This is a genomic window from Streptomyces longisporus, from assembly GCF_039532765.1.
Taxonomy (GTDB): domain Bacteria; phylum Actinomycetota; class Actinomycetes; order Streptomycetales; family Streptomycetaceae; genus Streptomyces; species Streptomyces longisporus.
The window spans coordinates 196,164-208,535 of record NZ_BAAASG010000008.1 but is presented as its reverse complement, the minus strand read 5'-3'; the positions used below and the strand labels follow the sequence as shown (position 1 = coordinate 208,535).

Below are 12,372 nucleotides of genomic sequence, written 5' to 3'. Positions count from 1 at the left end.
CGCGGCCAGCCACGACGAACCCGCAGACAGCTCACACGAGAAGCTGCAGAAACCGACGCGCGAAAAGATAAGCATCCCCCGGCCACCGCGCCGACAGAAAATTGCCGTCCTGCACGACAAAGGCGTAGGTGTCGTCGTCCGCAGTACCGCGCTGGGTCAGCACCCGAGGGCCCCGCTCGAACTGCTCAGCCGGCTCGGCGAGAGCAGAACGCACCTCGTCCTCCACATACGCCGGGTACGTCCGGTAGTACCGCCCGAGCCGCCACGCAGTGGTCAGGTAGGCGGTGCGCTCCATGTACTTGGGCAGACACGTCGTGCGACGGTCGGCGAGGACACTGCGCCCCGTACCGGGATCCCGGGTACGGGCCAGCACGAGCACCCCGTGGCAGATCGCACCGACCGGCCGCCCCAGCGCCCAGAACCGGGCGACCTGCCGTTGCAGCTCCGTCGAGCCGAGGTACTGCCGCATGCCGGGAGCGTGTCCGCCCGGCAGCAGCAGTCCGTCGTACTCGCTCACGTCGGCGTCGGACCAGGCGACCGTGGCGGTGAACTCCGGTGCCGCGGTGAGCTGTTCGTAGAACCGCTTGGGTTCGTCCTCAGCGCCGAGCTGCCCGAAGAGGACACCCGTCAGCAGCCGTGGATCGGCCGCGGGCCGGGTCCCGGCGCGCTCGGTGGCGAAGACGACCTCGTGCCCGGCGTCGGTGAGCAGTCGCCAGGGCACGGCGACCTCGGTGACGTCGAAGTCATGGTCGGGGAGGGGGATCAGCACGCGCATGGGGCCATCATGCAGGGGTGTCACGTGTCCATGACACCCCTGCCGGGCCATCCGGGGGTCGGTTCAGGCGAGTGCCGCCGCCATCCGCCGGACGCCCTCCGTGATCACCTCGGGTGAGGTCGCCAGGTTCAGGCGTACGTGTCCCGTCCCGCCGGTGCCGAAGGGAATCCCGGAGTTCAGGGCCACCCTCCCCCGCTCCAGGAACACCTGCGCCGGATCCTCTCCGAGGCCGAGTCCGCGGCAGTCGAGCCAGGCCAGGTAGGTGGCCTCGCCCGGGCGGTAGGAGAGGGCGGGGAGGTGTTCGGCGAGCAGTCCGGTGAGCAGGCGCCGGTTGGCGTCGAGGCCGGTGAGCAGCGCGTCCAGCCAGGCGGTGCCCTCGGCCAGAGCGGCCGTGTGGGCGATGACGCCGACGTGGCTCGGGCCGTGACCGACCTCCTCGGGCAGACGGGCGAGGTCGGCGGCGGCCGCGGGTCCGGCGATCGCGAGCGCGGCCTTCAGCCCCGCCAGGTTCCACGCCTTCGACGCGGACATGAGGGACAGGCCCCTCTCCCCGCCGGGAACGCTCAGGTACGGCACGAAGTCGGCGCCCGGGAGGGTCAGCGGAGCGTGGATCTCGTCGGCGATCACGCGGACGCCGTACCGGTCGGCGAGGGCGGCCACGGCCGCCAGTTCGTCGGCGGTGTGCACGGTGCCGGTCGGGTTGTGGGGGCTGCACAGCAGATAGGCGGCCCGGCGTCCACCGGTGACCGCCTGCCGGAAGGCGTCTTCCAGGGCGTCGAGGTCGATGCGCAGGTCCGCCCCGAGTGGAGCCTCCAGCACCTGCCGGTCCATGTGCTCGATGAACTGATAGAAGGGCGGATACACGGGCGAGTTGACGACCACCGGGTCCCCGTGCCCGGTGACCAGTTTGAGCATCTCGACGACACCCAGCATGACGTCGGGCACGATCGCGGTGCGCTCCACGGCGAGGCCGTCCCATCCCCAGCGCTTCTCGGCGAACCCGGCGAGCGCCTCGGCGTAGGCGGTGCCCGCCGGGTAGCCGGTGTCCCCGAGCGCGAGCGCCTCGGTGACGGCGCGGACGACGGGTTCGGCGAGGGGTACGTCCATCTCGGCCACCCACAGCGGCAGCACGTCGGCGGGGTAGGTGCGCCATTTCATGCTCGTACGACATCGCAGGCGCTCGAGGGAGAGTGCACGCAGGGGGTTCGGTTCGCCGGACGTGGCATGTGGGGTGCTGGTCATGGGGCACAAGATAGGGGCTGCGCTGTGACCTGGCACGACCTGGAAGCTCCTGCGGGGAAAAGATCCGCACCGCCCTCTCGGCAGACGTCAACACGGCCGTCTAGATTGCCGTTTGACGTCGTACACAGCGCACCATCAGGCACTCCAGGAGCAGAGCCCGTGACGGAGAACCCGGCAGCCACCGAAGATCCCGCCGCGGCGCTGCGCAGCCGCATCGACACGCTGCGCCCGCACACGGCCCGGATCTGGAACTACTGGCTGGGGGGCGGCGACTACTACGAGGTCGACCGCATCGCCGGCGACCGGATCCGCGAACTCCATCCGGCCATCGGCGAGTACGCCCGCGCGGACCGTCTCTTCCTGGGGCGTGCCGTGCGTCACCTGGTGACGGAGGCGGGGATCCGGCAGTTCCTCGACATAGGCACCGGCCTGCCCACCGCCGACAACACCCACGAGGTCGCCCAGCGTCTCGCCCCGGATGCGCGGATCGTCTACGTCGACAACGACCCGCTCGTCCTGGCACACGCCCGCGCCCTGCTCACCAGCTCGCCCGAGGGCCGCACGGACCACCTGGACGAGGACCTGCGCAACGTCGACTCGATCCTGGAGCGCGCCGCCGAGACCCTGGACTTCACGCAGCCGGTCGCGCTGATGCTGCTCGGGGTGGTCATCTTCATCGGCGACGACGAGGACCCGTACGGCATGGTCCGGCGGCTCATGGACGCGCTGCCCTCCGGCAGCCATCTCGTCCTGTCCCACACCATCACGGGTCCCGAGCTGTCGGAGGTGGACGAGGCGGTCCGGTTCTGGAACGAGCACGGCATCCCGGCGCTGACCCAGCGCACTCCGGAGGCCGTGGCCCGTTTCTTCGACGGTCTGGAGCTTCTGGAGCCCGGCGTGGTCTCCTGCTCGCGCTGGCGGCCCGAGCCCGCGGAGGCGGGGGAACCGCAGGAAGTGGCCCTGTACGGCGGGGTGGGCCGCAAGCGGTGAGAAGATCGCCCGCGCGCTGAACGCGACCGTCCCCGGCCACGTATGGAGGGAGGGTGCTCAACGACCGGAGGGCCCCGCGGTGTTCGCGCCGCGCGTTCGGTTTCGGGAGCCATGCATGAGGCACGCACGACGACGGATCGTCCGGCGAGTGACGCGGCTGGCGGCCGTCGGCGGACTCCTCCTGGGAGGAGCGATGGTGACGCAGGCCGCCATGGCGAGCCAGCCTCCCGGCACCTCCGCCCTCCCGCTCAAGGCCTCGGGGACCTCGCCCAACCCCGGCGTCGCGCTCGTGTCCAAGCTCGGCACCTCCCGTACGGCGGGCACCTGGATCGGTGCGGACGGACGTCCGGTCGTCGCGGTGACCGACGACGCGGCGGCGGCCGAGGTCAAGCGTGCGGGCGCCGAGGCCAAGGTGGTGTCGCACAGCATGAACGAGCTCAAGGCGGCGACGTCGACGCTGCGTGCGGCGCCCCGGGTGCCGGGCACGGCATGGGTCATGGACTACCGGACGAACCAGGTGGTGGTGCAGGCCGACAGCACCGTCTCGTCGGCGGACTGGTCGAAGATGACCAAGGTCGCGGGCGGCATCGGCAGTTACGTCCGCATGGAGCGCACCCAGGGCACCTTCACCACCCGTCTCAACGGGGCGTCCCCGATCCTGTCCACCGGCGGGCGCTGCTCGGCGGGCTTCAATGTGACCAACGGGCAGAGCGACTTCATTCTCACCGCCGGGCACTGCGGGCCGACCGGGTCCGTCTGGTTCGCGGACAACCAGGGCAACCAGCAACTGGGCAAGACGGTGCAGCAGAACTTCCCCGGCAGCGACTTCTCGCTGGTCCAGTACGCGACCGGCGCGGCGGGAGCCGGAGCGGACATCGTGGCCATCGGCAACGGCAACGGGGTGCGCATCACGGGGGTGGGCGATCCGGCCGTCGGGGAACGGGTCTTCCGCAGCGGCAGTACCAGCGGTCTGCACGACGGCGAGGTCAAGGGGCTCGACGCCACGGTCAACTACCCGGAGGGCACCGTCACCGGCCTCATCGAGACGAACGTGTGCGCCGAGCCCGGGGACAGCGGCGGCCCGTTGTTCTCCGAGGGCATCGCGCTGGGCGTGACCTCGGGCGGCAGTGGTGACTGCACATCGGGCGGTACGACGTTCTTCCAGCCGGTGACGAAGGCGATGCAGGCGCTCGGCGTGCAGTTGATCGTGTCGAAGCAGGCCGCCGCCGGGCAGGGCGCCGCGCCCTCCGCCGCGCCGTCCGCCGCGGCCACGCACAGCGCGATCGCACCGAACGCGGCCTCGCCCGGCTCCTCGACTCCGGTGACGGGCATCTCGGACGGCTCGACCCTGCTGAGCCGGCTCACGGACCCCCAGAACATCGGTCCCGGAATGCTGGTGATCGGAGGCAGCCTGCTCGCCCTGGTGGCCACCCGCTGGATCCGCGCCGAACAGGACCGCAAGGCGTACCGGCGCTACTACTCGGCCACCTGGGGGTGACGGTTCAGCCGAGGGTCAGCAGGACCGTGGCGGCCGCGGCGCCCAGCAGGCCGGCCGTCTGGCGTGGGGTGACGCGTTCGTGCAGCAGGGCCAGGCCGAGGACGACGGGAAGTGCCGGGTAGAGGGAGGCGAGGACCACGGCGACGGCGAGCAGTTGCCGCTGGGCGGCGAGCAGATAGAGGATCAGCCCGAGAGCGGCACCGGCGCCGACGAGGAGGGCCTGGGCGGTGAGGCGTCCCGGCAGCCGCAGGTGCCGTCGGTGCCGGGTCGCGGTGGGCAGCAGCAGGAGCACGGCGGCGATGCGGCCGGCGGCCACCGGCCACAGTCCGGCGGAGGACCCCGCCAGTCCGAGTGCGACGTACTGCACGGCGACCCCGGCGCTCGCCAGCAGGCCGTCCGCCACCTGCCCGCCCTCGCCCCGCCCGCCTGCTCCTCCGCCGGCGACGAGCCAGAGCGCGGGGACGGTCACCGCGATGCCGGTCCAGGCCAGGGCGCCGGGGCGGTCACCGAGGGCGAGCACGCCGCACAGCACGGACAGGGCGACGCCGGTCACCGCGCTGATCGGCACGACGACGCTCATGGCGCCGCGGCTCAGTCCGCGGTTGAGGAAGTGCATGGCGGTGCCGCTGCCGATGCCGGACAGGGCTCCCCAGAGCAGGTCGGCGGGACGGACGGCGTCGGCCGGCACCAAAAGGGCGGCGATGCCCGCAAGGAGCAGGCCGCCCAGCTGGCCGAAGAAGGTGATCGAGGTGAAGGGGGCGCGGCGGGACAGCAGGCCGCCGGTGAAGTCGACGATGCCGTAGCAGACCGCCGAGGTCAGTGCGAGGAGAGGGCCCATCCGATGTGGGGTGCCCCGGTCGGGGGCTCCGATGCGCGGTGGCGGGCCTCAGCGGGTGGTGCTCAGGCCGCCCGCGCCGGCTGCGGGGCCGCGGCGGCCCACTCCAGGACGAGGCGCTGGTACTCCTCGCGCTGCTCGCCGCTCAGTGTCCCGCCCGACCGGCGCCACAGGGCCCGGATCTCCTCGTTGACCTCGGCTGCCGATCGCTCGGAGACGGGTTCAACAGTGGTGGACATGGTGTGAAGCATACGGCTCCGGAGGTGAAGGCGCTGTGAGTAAGGCGACATCAAGCGGGCATATCGGACGTGTTGCTGATCACGTCCATCTGGCCACGTGATTCGCCGAGTTCAGGCTTCCGCCGCCCCCAGCACCAGCACCTGGATCGCCAGGACGGCCGCGCCGCGTGCCCAGTCGTGGAAGTCGGACACCTTGGTCTCCAGCGGGACCGGGCCGGCCATCGGATGCCGGTGGGCGGCGATCGTCTGCCGCACCGTGTCTCCGGCCACATCCATCAGGCCGACGCCCTCGCCCGCGAGAAGGATCTTCTGCGGCATGACGAAGTTGGCGATCTGGGCGACCAAGGTGCCGAGGGCGCGTGCCGCCTCGTCGATGACGCGGGCGGGCATGGGTTCACCTGCGGCGGCGAGGGCGAGGATCTCCTCGTAGCTCCGGTCGCGGCCGGTGGCGGCCCGGACCTGGTAGCGGATGCTGGAGATGGTCAGCAGGGAGACGGCGCTGCCGCGTTCGCCGTCGGGGGTGAGCGGCCCGTTGGGGTTGATGATCCAGTGGCGGCCGAAGCCGCGGTCCTCCTCCGCGCAGGAGACTCGTTTGCCGCCCAGGACCAGCCCGTAACCGACGCCGGCGCCGATGGTGAGGACGACGAAGCGCTCCAGGCCGCGCCCGGCCCCGAACCAGGTCTCCGCCTCGACCAGGGCGGCGACGTCGTTCTCGACGACGACGGGCAGCCCGGTGCGCTCCTCCACCAGCCCTGCCAGCGGGACATCACGCCAGTGCAGGAACGGCGACTCCCCCACCACGGCCCGGCCCTCGACCAGACCGCCCACGCCGATTCCGATGCCGGCCAGTCGCGGATGGATGCGGGCGAGCTCGTCCGTCATCTCGGCGAGCACGTCGGCGACTTCGGCCGGGTCGTGGGTGGTGAGCGGGCGGTCGTAGCGGGCGACGATGTCGCTGCGGAGGGTGGTCACGACGCCGTAGACCATGTCCTCGGTGATCTTGAAGCCGATGAAGGAACGGGACTCGGCGACGACGGCCAGCGGCTGCGAGGGACGCCCCTGGCGTACCTCCGCCGGCGCTCCCGCCTCGGCGACCTCGACCAGCAGGCCGGACTCGATCAGCGGTTTGGTCAGCCGCGTGAGGCTGCCCGCGGAGAGGTCGAGCCGCCGGGCGAGTTCGGTACGCGACAGCGGGCCGTTCACGAGCACCTCGATCGCCACCGAGCGCTCACCGGGGCTCAGCGGAAGCCAGCTGTCGGCAACTGTGGTCATGAAGGTCAGACTCCCACATGATTTTTTTCGTCATGGAAGCAACCAGGTCAGGATAGCGCGCTCAACCCGCCACGAAAAAGATGTGAACGGGCCCCTTGACGCACTGATTCTTTCGCACCAAAAGTAAGTGTCCTGAGGACGAGCCGCCGCGGACGAGGGAGTCTCCCGATGACCATCGCCTCCAGCAGCCCTCCGTCGCGCCTGCCACTGCGCGGCCGGGAGAGGGCAGGGACCGAACAGAGGACGGGACGGGCCGAGGCCCGTGAGAACGGGGGCGACGGACGGCTGGCCGCGGTGTTCATCGCGCCGGCGCTGCTCGGCTTCACGGTCTTCCTGCTCTGGCCGACGCTGCGCGGCATCTATCTGAGCTTCACCCGCTTCAACCTGCTCACTCCGGCCGAGTGGGTGGGTCTGGACAACTACATACGGATGGTCCACGACCCGATCTTCTGGGACTCGCTCAAGGTCACCGTCGAGTACGTGGTCATCAACATCGGTGTCCAGACGGTGGCGGCGCTCGCCATCGCCGTACTGCTGCAGCGGCTGACGCAGTCGGCGGTGCTGCGCGGGATCGTGCTGACGCCGTATCTGATGTCGAACGTCGTGGCGGGCGTTGTCTGGCTGTGGATCCTGGACACCCAGCTCGGCATCGGCAACCAGATCATCGGGGCCCTCGGCTTCGACCACATCCCGTTCCTCGCCGACGAGCACTGGGCGATCCCCACGATCGCGCTGATCAACGTGTGGCGGCATGTCGGATACACGGCGCTGCTGCTGTTCGCCGGGCTCATGGCCATCCCGAACGACATGTACGAGGCGGCCCGGGTGGACGGCGCGAGCGAGTGGCGGATGTTCTGGCGGATCACGCTGCCGCTGCTGCGGCCGGTGCTGGCGGTAGTGCTGATCATGACGGTGATCGGCTCGTTCCAGGTGTTCGACACCGTCACCGTGACCACCATGGGCGGCCCGGCCAACGCCACCAACGTGCTCCAGTACTACATCTACGGCGCCGCCTTCGGCCGCTTCCAGTTCGGCTACGCCTCGGCCATGTCCGTGGCCCTGCTCCTCGTGCTGAGCGCGATCACGTTCCTGCAGTACCGGCTCACCCGGGCCGGCCAGAGCGACCTCGGCTGACGGAAGGGAGAGAAACGACATGGCTGCCGTGGCAACCACCACGACCGTACGGCCCACCAGGCGCCGGCCCTCCCTCGGCCGGATCGCCGCCTGGACGGCGATGGCCGCGATCCTTCTCATCACGCTGCTGCCGTTCTACTGGATCCTGCGCACAGCGCTGTCCACCAACACCGCGCTCGCCGCCCATCCCGGCGATCCCCTGCCGGTGGACCTCACGACGGGCGGCTTCGAGCGGGCGCTGGGCCTGCAGTCGGCGAAGGAGGCGATCGCCCAGGGCGGTGCGGGCGGCGGGCTGAAGTTCTGGCGCTATCTGCTCAACTCGGTGATCGTCTCGACGCTGATCACCGTCTGCCAGATCTTCTTCTCCGCCATGGCCGCCTACGCCTTCGCGCGCCTGAGGTGGCGCGGCCGGGACAAGGTGTTCGGGCTGTTCCTGGCCGGGCTGATGGTGCCCGCGATCTTCACACTGCTGCCGAACTTCGTGCTCATCAAGCAACTCCACCTGGTGGACACGCTGTTGGGCATCGCCCTGCCGACGATGTTCATGACGCCGTTCGCGGTGTTCTTCCTGCGTCAGTTCTTCATGAACGTCCCGCGCGAGGTCGAGGAGGCCGCCCTGCTGGACGGGGCGGGGAAGGTACGGATCTTCTTCCGGGTGCTGCTGCCGATGGCGTCCACGCCCATCCTCACCCTGGGCGTGCTGACGTACATCACCTCCTGGAACGACTACTTCTGGCCGCTGATGGTGTCCTACAGCGACAGCTCCCGGGTGCTGACGGTGGCGCTGGCCATCTTCCGGGCGCAGACCCCGCAGACCGGTTACGACTGGTCCGGTCTGATGGCCGCGACCCTCATCGCCGCGCTTCCGATGCTCGCGCTCTTCGGGTTCTTCGCGCGCCGCATCGTCAGCACCATCAGCTTCACCGGGATCAAGTAAGGGGACGGCATGCGAGTTCGGATGCGAAGCACGGTGGCGCTGACCGGCGCGCTGGCGCTGTCGCTGGTCGCCGGGTGTGCGAAGGGCGGCGGGGCAGGAGCGGGCGCGAACACGGTGACGTACTGGCTGTGGGACTCCAACCAGCTGCCCGCCTACCAGGCCTGCGCGAAGGGCTTCGAGAAGGAGAACCCGGGCCTGGACGTGAGGATCAGCCAGATGGGCTGGGACGACTACTGGACCAAGCTGACCGCGAGCTTCATCGCGGGCACCCAGCCGGACGTCTTCACCGACCACGTCCAGAAGTTCGGCCAGTTCGCCGATCTGAAGGTCCTCGAACCGCTGGACGATCTGGGCATCGACCCGGCCGCCTACCAGTCGGGGCTGGCCGACAACTGGATCGGACAGGACGGCCACCGCTACGGCGCCCCCAAGGACTGGGACACGGTTGCCCTCTTCTACAACACGAAGATGACGAAGGCCGCGGGCCTCACCCCGCAGCAGCTCGACGCCCTGTCCTGGAACCCGAAGGACGGCGGCAGCTTCGAGAAGGCCATCGCCCACCTGACGGTCGACGTGCACGGCAGGCGCGGCGACGAACCCGGCTTCGACAAGCACCACGTCAAGGTGTACGGCCTCGCGACCGGCGGAGGGGGCGACGGCGACGGACAGACGCAGTGGAGCAACTTCGCGGCGTCCGCGGGCTGGAGCTACACCGACAAGAAGCGCTGGGGCACCAAGTACCGGTACGACAGCAGGACCTTCCAGTCCGTGATCAAGTGGTACTTCGGGCTGGCGAAGAAGGGGTATCTGGCACCGCTGACGGACTACAGCGCGGGCGCCAACCCGGCCAACGCCCAGGTGGCCGCGGGCAAGGCGGCGACCGCTTTCGACGGCGCCTGGATGATCTCCACGTACTACGCGATGAAGGGCATCAAGGTCGCCACCGCCTCCACCCCCGTCGGCCCGACCGGCAAGCGCGCCACCATGATGAACGGCCTCGCCGACTCCATCACCAAGAACGCCCACAACAAGCAGGGCGCCAAGAAGTGGGTGCGGTACCTGTCCTCGGACGCCTGCCAGAAGATCGTAGGCCGTTACGGCATCGTCTTCCCGGCCACCCTCGCCGGGACGAAGGCCGCGGTGGCCGCTTACAGGAAAAAGGGCATCGACGTCACGGCATTCACCAGGCCGGTTGCCGACAAGAAGGACTTCAGGACCTTCACCTTCCCGATCACCAACAACGCGGCGGACGTGTACGCGCTCATGCACCCGGCCATGCAGGGAATCTTCGGCGGCGACAAGTCCGTCACCAGCCTCGACCAGACCAACGGCCAGATCAATCTCATCCTCTCGCAGTGATGTCTCGACCAGTGAAGGGCACGCCTCACATGACGTTCTCGCTCGGCATCGTCGGTGCCGGCCAGTTCTCCGGCCAGTTCGCCACCCTCTTCCAAGCCCATCCGGGCGTCGGCGACGTCTACGTCACCGACCTCCTTCCCGAACGGGCCGAACAGCTCGCCGCCGCCCAGCAGTTGGCGGGCACCTTCCCCTCGTACCAGGCGATGCTGGAGTCGGAGGCCGTCGACGCGGTCGCCATCTTCACCCAGCGCTGGACCCACGGGCCGCTGGTCCTGCAGGGCCTCAACGCCGGCAAGCACGTGTACTCGGCGGTCCCCATGGCGATAGCCACGGAGGAGATCGCCGCCATCATCGAGGCGGTCAGGGCGACCGGGCTGACGTACATGATGGGCGAGACCAGCCAGTACAACCCGGCGACCGTGCATGCCCGCAACCAGATCGCCGAGGGCGCCTTCGGACGGATCTTCTACGCCGAGGGCGACTACGTGCACGACATGGACCTCGGGTTCTACGAGGCGTACCAGTACAGCGGCGGCGAGAACTGGAAGCAGACCGCCAGCTATCCCCCGCTGCTCTACCCCACGCACTCGGTGGGCGGTGTGCTCGGCGCCTGGCAGACGCACGCGGTGAGCGTGTCTGCGATCGGAGTGGTCGACGAGCGCGGCGACGGCGTCTTCGACAAGGAGGTCAGCCAGTTCGGCAACGACTTCTCCAACGCCACCGCGCTGTTCGAGGTGGCGGGCGGCGGGTCCTTCCGTACGAACGAGTTCCGGCGGGTGGGCTATCCCTCGCACATCCGTGAGTCCCGTTTCCGGTTCTTCGGGACCGAGGCGAGCATGGAGCAGCTCGCCACCGTGGCCCTGTGGCAGGACAAGAAGGGAGTGAAGGACATCAGTGAGCTGCTGGAGCCCAAGCCCACCCTGTCTGCTGACGATCCGTCACTCCAGCACATCGCGCCGGATCTGCGGGCCGCCTTCACCTCCGGTTCGGCGCCGGTGCACGACCGGGCGCGGCTGCCGCGGGAGTTCGACAATCTGCACAACGGGCACGAGGGCAGCCACCACTTCCTGGTCGACGACTTCGTGACTGCCGTGAACACGCGGTCGCTGCCGTCGGTGAACGCGTGGGTGGCCGCCCGTTACACCCTGCCGGGCATCGTCGCGCACGAGTCGGCGCGGCAGGGCGGGGTCAGGCTGGAGATCCCGGACTTCGGGGACGCCCCGCAGTAGGCGGGAGCCGGGGCCGGGTGCCTGCTCAGGTGCCCGGCTTGCGGCCGTAGACGAAGACGTCGTCGCCGGTCTTCAGCAGGTCCCAGTACTTCTTGGCCGTGGTGGGGGTCATGTTGACGCAGCCGTGCGAGCCGGGCGGGTTCCACATGCTGAGGTTGACCGAGTGGAAGGCCTGGCCGCCGTCGAAGAACTGGCTGTAGGGCATGGGCACGTTGTAGATGTTCGAGACGTGGTTCTTGTCTCGCCAGTAGATCTTCTTCAGGCCGGTGCGGGTCTCGTAGCCGTTGCGGCCGGTGCGGACCGGGACGGGGCCGTAGACGAGCCTGCTGCCGTCCTGGATCCAGCTGAGCTGGAGGGTGAGGTTCACGCAGGCGATGCGGCCCTTGTTGGTCGGGCACGCGCCGTCCCTGTTGGGGTTGCTGCCGACGGCCCGCTGCTTGGTCATGAGGTCCATCACGCCCCAGGTGACGGAACCCGCGTACCCGATGTTCGGGGTGATGCCGTGCTTGGTCTGGAAGGCCTTGATCGCCTTGCAGTCCGTGGCGGACTGCTTGCCGTCGACGGTCAGGCCGAGGAACTTCTCGACCTGCTTCTGGTAGGGCCCGGTGCTCGTGGTGCAGCTCGTAGACGCCTGGGCCGCCCCTGCGCCCAGTGCGAGTGTGAGCGGCGCCACCAGTCCGGTGATCCCGAGTACGACGGCACCCCGTCTGCGTATGTCCCCCATGGCCTGCCTTGCCTTTCGCGCGGTCGGATTCGGTCGGATCTGCGATCCCTGCCAGCTAGACCGGCGTCCGGCGCGATCGGTTGCAAGGCCTCCTCACGATGCGACGAAACGGTGACATTCGCAGTGCCGCAGGTCACA

12 protein-coding genes are annotated in these 12,372 nt (G+C 69.5%); 6 read left to right on the top strand and 6 right to left on the bottom strand.

Translation table 11 applies throughout. From position 1 onward, the window contains the following. Positions 1 to 31: 31 nt before the first annotated feature. Together ABD355_RS18045 and ABD355_RS18040 are read right to left on the bottom strand one after the other, a co-directional pair. Positions 32 to 775, bottom strand: a complete 744-nt coding sequence (locus ABD355_RS18045) for a type 1 glutamine amidotransferase domain-containing protein (RefSeq protein WP_344401424.1) — start codon at positions 773 to 775, stop codon at positions 32 to 34. Positions 776 to 838: 63 nt separating this feature from the next. After that, positions 839 to 2,017: a MalY/PatB family protein gene (locus tag ABD355_RS18040; protein WP_344401423.1), complete on the bottom strand. Its 1,179-nt coding sequence runs from the start codon at positions 2,015 to 2,017 to the stop codon at positions 839 to 841. A 159-nt stretch (positions 2,018 to 2,176) separates the two neighbouring features. Between ABD355_RS18040 and ABD355_RS18035 the strand changes: the two genes are divergently transcribed. Both ABD355_RS18035 and ABD355_RS18030 read left to right on the top strand, forming a co-directional pair. Next, positions 2,177 to 3,007, top strand: coding sequence for an SAM-dependent methyltransferase (locus tag ABD355_RS18035; RefSeq protein ID WP_344401422.1), 831 nt, complete (start codon positions 2,177 to 2,179; stop codon positions 3,005 to 3,007). A 115-nt stretch (positions 3,008 to 3,122) separates the two neighbouring features. Further along, positions 3,123 to 4,505: a S1 family peptidase gene (locus tag ABD355_RS18030; protein ID WP_344401421.1), complete on the top strand. Its 1,383-nt coding sequence runs from the start codon at positions 3,123 to 3,125 to the stop codon at positions 4,503 to 4,505. A 4-nt stretch (positions 4,506 to 4,509) separates the two neighbouring features. Here the strand turns inward: ABD355_RS18030 and ABD355_RS18025 are convergent, their stop codons facing one another. The 3 genes from ABD355_RS18025 to ABD355_RS18015 all read right to left on the bottom strand — a co-directional run bounded on the left by ABD355_RS18025 (position 4,510) and on the right by ABD355_RS18015 (position 6,851). Continuing rightward, complete coding sequence (locus ABD355_RS18025) at positions 4,510 to 5,343, bottom strand: EamA family transporter (protein WP_344401420.1); 834 nt, start codon at positions 5,341 to 5,343, stop codon at positions 4,510 to 4,512. Between the two features lie 62 nt (positions 5,344 to 5,405). After that, positions 5,406 to 5,591, bottom strand: coding sequence for a hypothetical protein (locus ABD355_RS18020; RefSeq protein WP_030937893.1), 186 nt, complete (start codon positions 5,589 to 5,591; stop codon positions 5,406 to 5,408). 99 nt (positions 5,592 to 5,690) lie between these two features. Then, positions 5,691 to 6,851 carry an ROK family protein gene (locus ABD355_RS18015; RefSeq protein WP_344401418.1) on the bottom strand — a complete coding sequence of 387 codons (1,161 nt, stop codon included), beginning with the start codon at positions 6,849 to 6,851 and terminating at the stop codon, positions 5,691 to 5,693. A 168-nt stretch (positions 6,852 to 7,019) separates the two neighbouring features. Between ABD355_RS18015 and ABD355_RS18010 the strand changes: the two genes are divergently transcribed. From ABD355_RS18010 to ABD355_RS17995, 4 genes are read left to right on the top strand one after another with little or no spacing between them, the layout of a single operon-like run. Then, a complete protein-coding gene (locus ABD355_RS18010) occupies positions 7,020 to 7,985 on the top strand; it encodes a carbohydrate ABC transporter permease (RefSeq protein WP_344401417.1) in 966 nt (321 codons plus the stop codon). Positions 7,986 to 8,004: 19 nt separating this feature from the next. Continuing rightward, positions 8,005 to 8,922, top strand: coding sequence for a carbohydrate ABC transporter permease (locus ABD355_RS18005; RefSeq protein WP_344401416.1), 918 nt, complete (start codon positions 8,005 to 8,007; stop codon positions 8,920 to 8,922). 21 nt (positions 8,923 to 8,943) lie between these two features. Continuing rightward, a complete protein-coding gene (locus ABD355_RS18000; RefSeq protein ID WP_344401415.1) occupies positions 8,944 to 10,281 on the top strand; it encodes an ABC transporter substrate-binding protein in 1,338 nt (445 codons plus the stop codon). A gap of 29 nt (positions 10,282 to 10,310) precedes the next feature. Then, entirely contained in the window at positions 10,311 to 11,510 is a 1,200-nt protein-coding gene (locus tag ABD355_RS17995; RefSeq protein WP_344401414.1) for a Gfo/Idh/MocA family protein, read from the top strand. 25 nt (positions 11,511 to 11,535) lie between these two features. On the opposite strand, the gene ABD355_RS17990 is transcribed toward ABD355_RS17995, so the two are convergent. After that, positions 11,536 to 12,234, bottom strand: a complete 699-nt coding sequence (locus ABD355_RS17990) for a L,D-transpeptidase family protein (RefSeq protein ID WP_344401413.1) — start codon at positions 12,232 to 12,234, stop codon at positions 11,536 to 11,538. Between the last annotated feature and the right edge of the window lie 138 nt (positions 12,235 to 12,372).

Bases quoted from the DNA above. Each gene is read 5' to 3' on its own strand.
- ABD355_RS18045 (WP_344401424.1), bottom strand. From the start codon at position 775: ATGCGCGTGCTGATCCCCCTCCCCGACCATGACTTCGACGTCACCGAG.
- ABD355_RS18040 (WP_344401423.1), bottom strand. From the start codon at position 2,017: ATGACCAGCACCCCACATGCCACGTCCGGCGAACCGAACCCCCTGCGT.
- ABD355_RS18030 (WP_344401421.1), top strand. From the start codon at position 3,123: ATGAGGCACGCACGACGACGGATCGTCCGGCGAGTGACGCGGCTGGCG.
- ABD355_RS18025 (WP_344401420.1), bottom strand. From the start codon at position 5,343: ATGGGCCCTCTCCTCGCACTGACCTCGGCGGTCTGCTACGGCATCGTC.
- ABD355_RS18020 (WP_030937893.1), bottom strand. From the start codon at position 5,591: ATGCTTCACACCATGTCCACCACTGTTGAACCCGTCTCCGAGCGATCG.
- ABD355_RS18015 (WP_344401418.1), bottom strand. From the start codon at position 6,851: ATGACCACAGTTGCCGACAGCTGGCTTCCGCTGAGCCCCGGTGAGCGC.
- ABD355_RS18010 (WP_344401417.1), top strand. From the start codon at position 7,020: ATGACCATCGCCTCCAGCAGCCCTCCGTCGCGCCTGCCACTGCGCGGC.
- ABD355_RS18005 (WP_344401416.1), top strand. From the start codon at position 8,005: ATGGCTGCCGTGGCAACCACCACGACCGTACGGCCCACCAGGCGCCGG.
- ABD355_RS18000 (WP_344401415.1), top strand. From the start codon at position 8,944: ATGCGAAGCACGGTGGCGCTGACCGGCGCGCTGGCGCTGTCGCTGGTC.
- ABD355_RS17995 (WP_344401414.1), top strand. From the start codon at position 10,311: ATGACGTTCTCGCTCGGCATCGTCGGTGCCGGCCAGTTCTCCGGCCAG.
- ABD355_RS17990 (WP_344401413.1), bottom strand. From the start codon at position 12,234: ATGGGGGACATACGCAGACGGGGTGCCGTCGTACTCGGGATCACCGGA.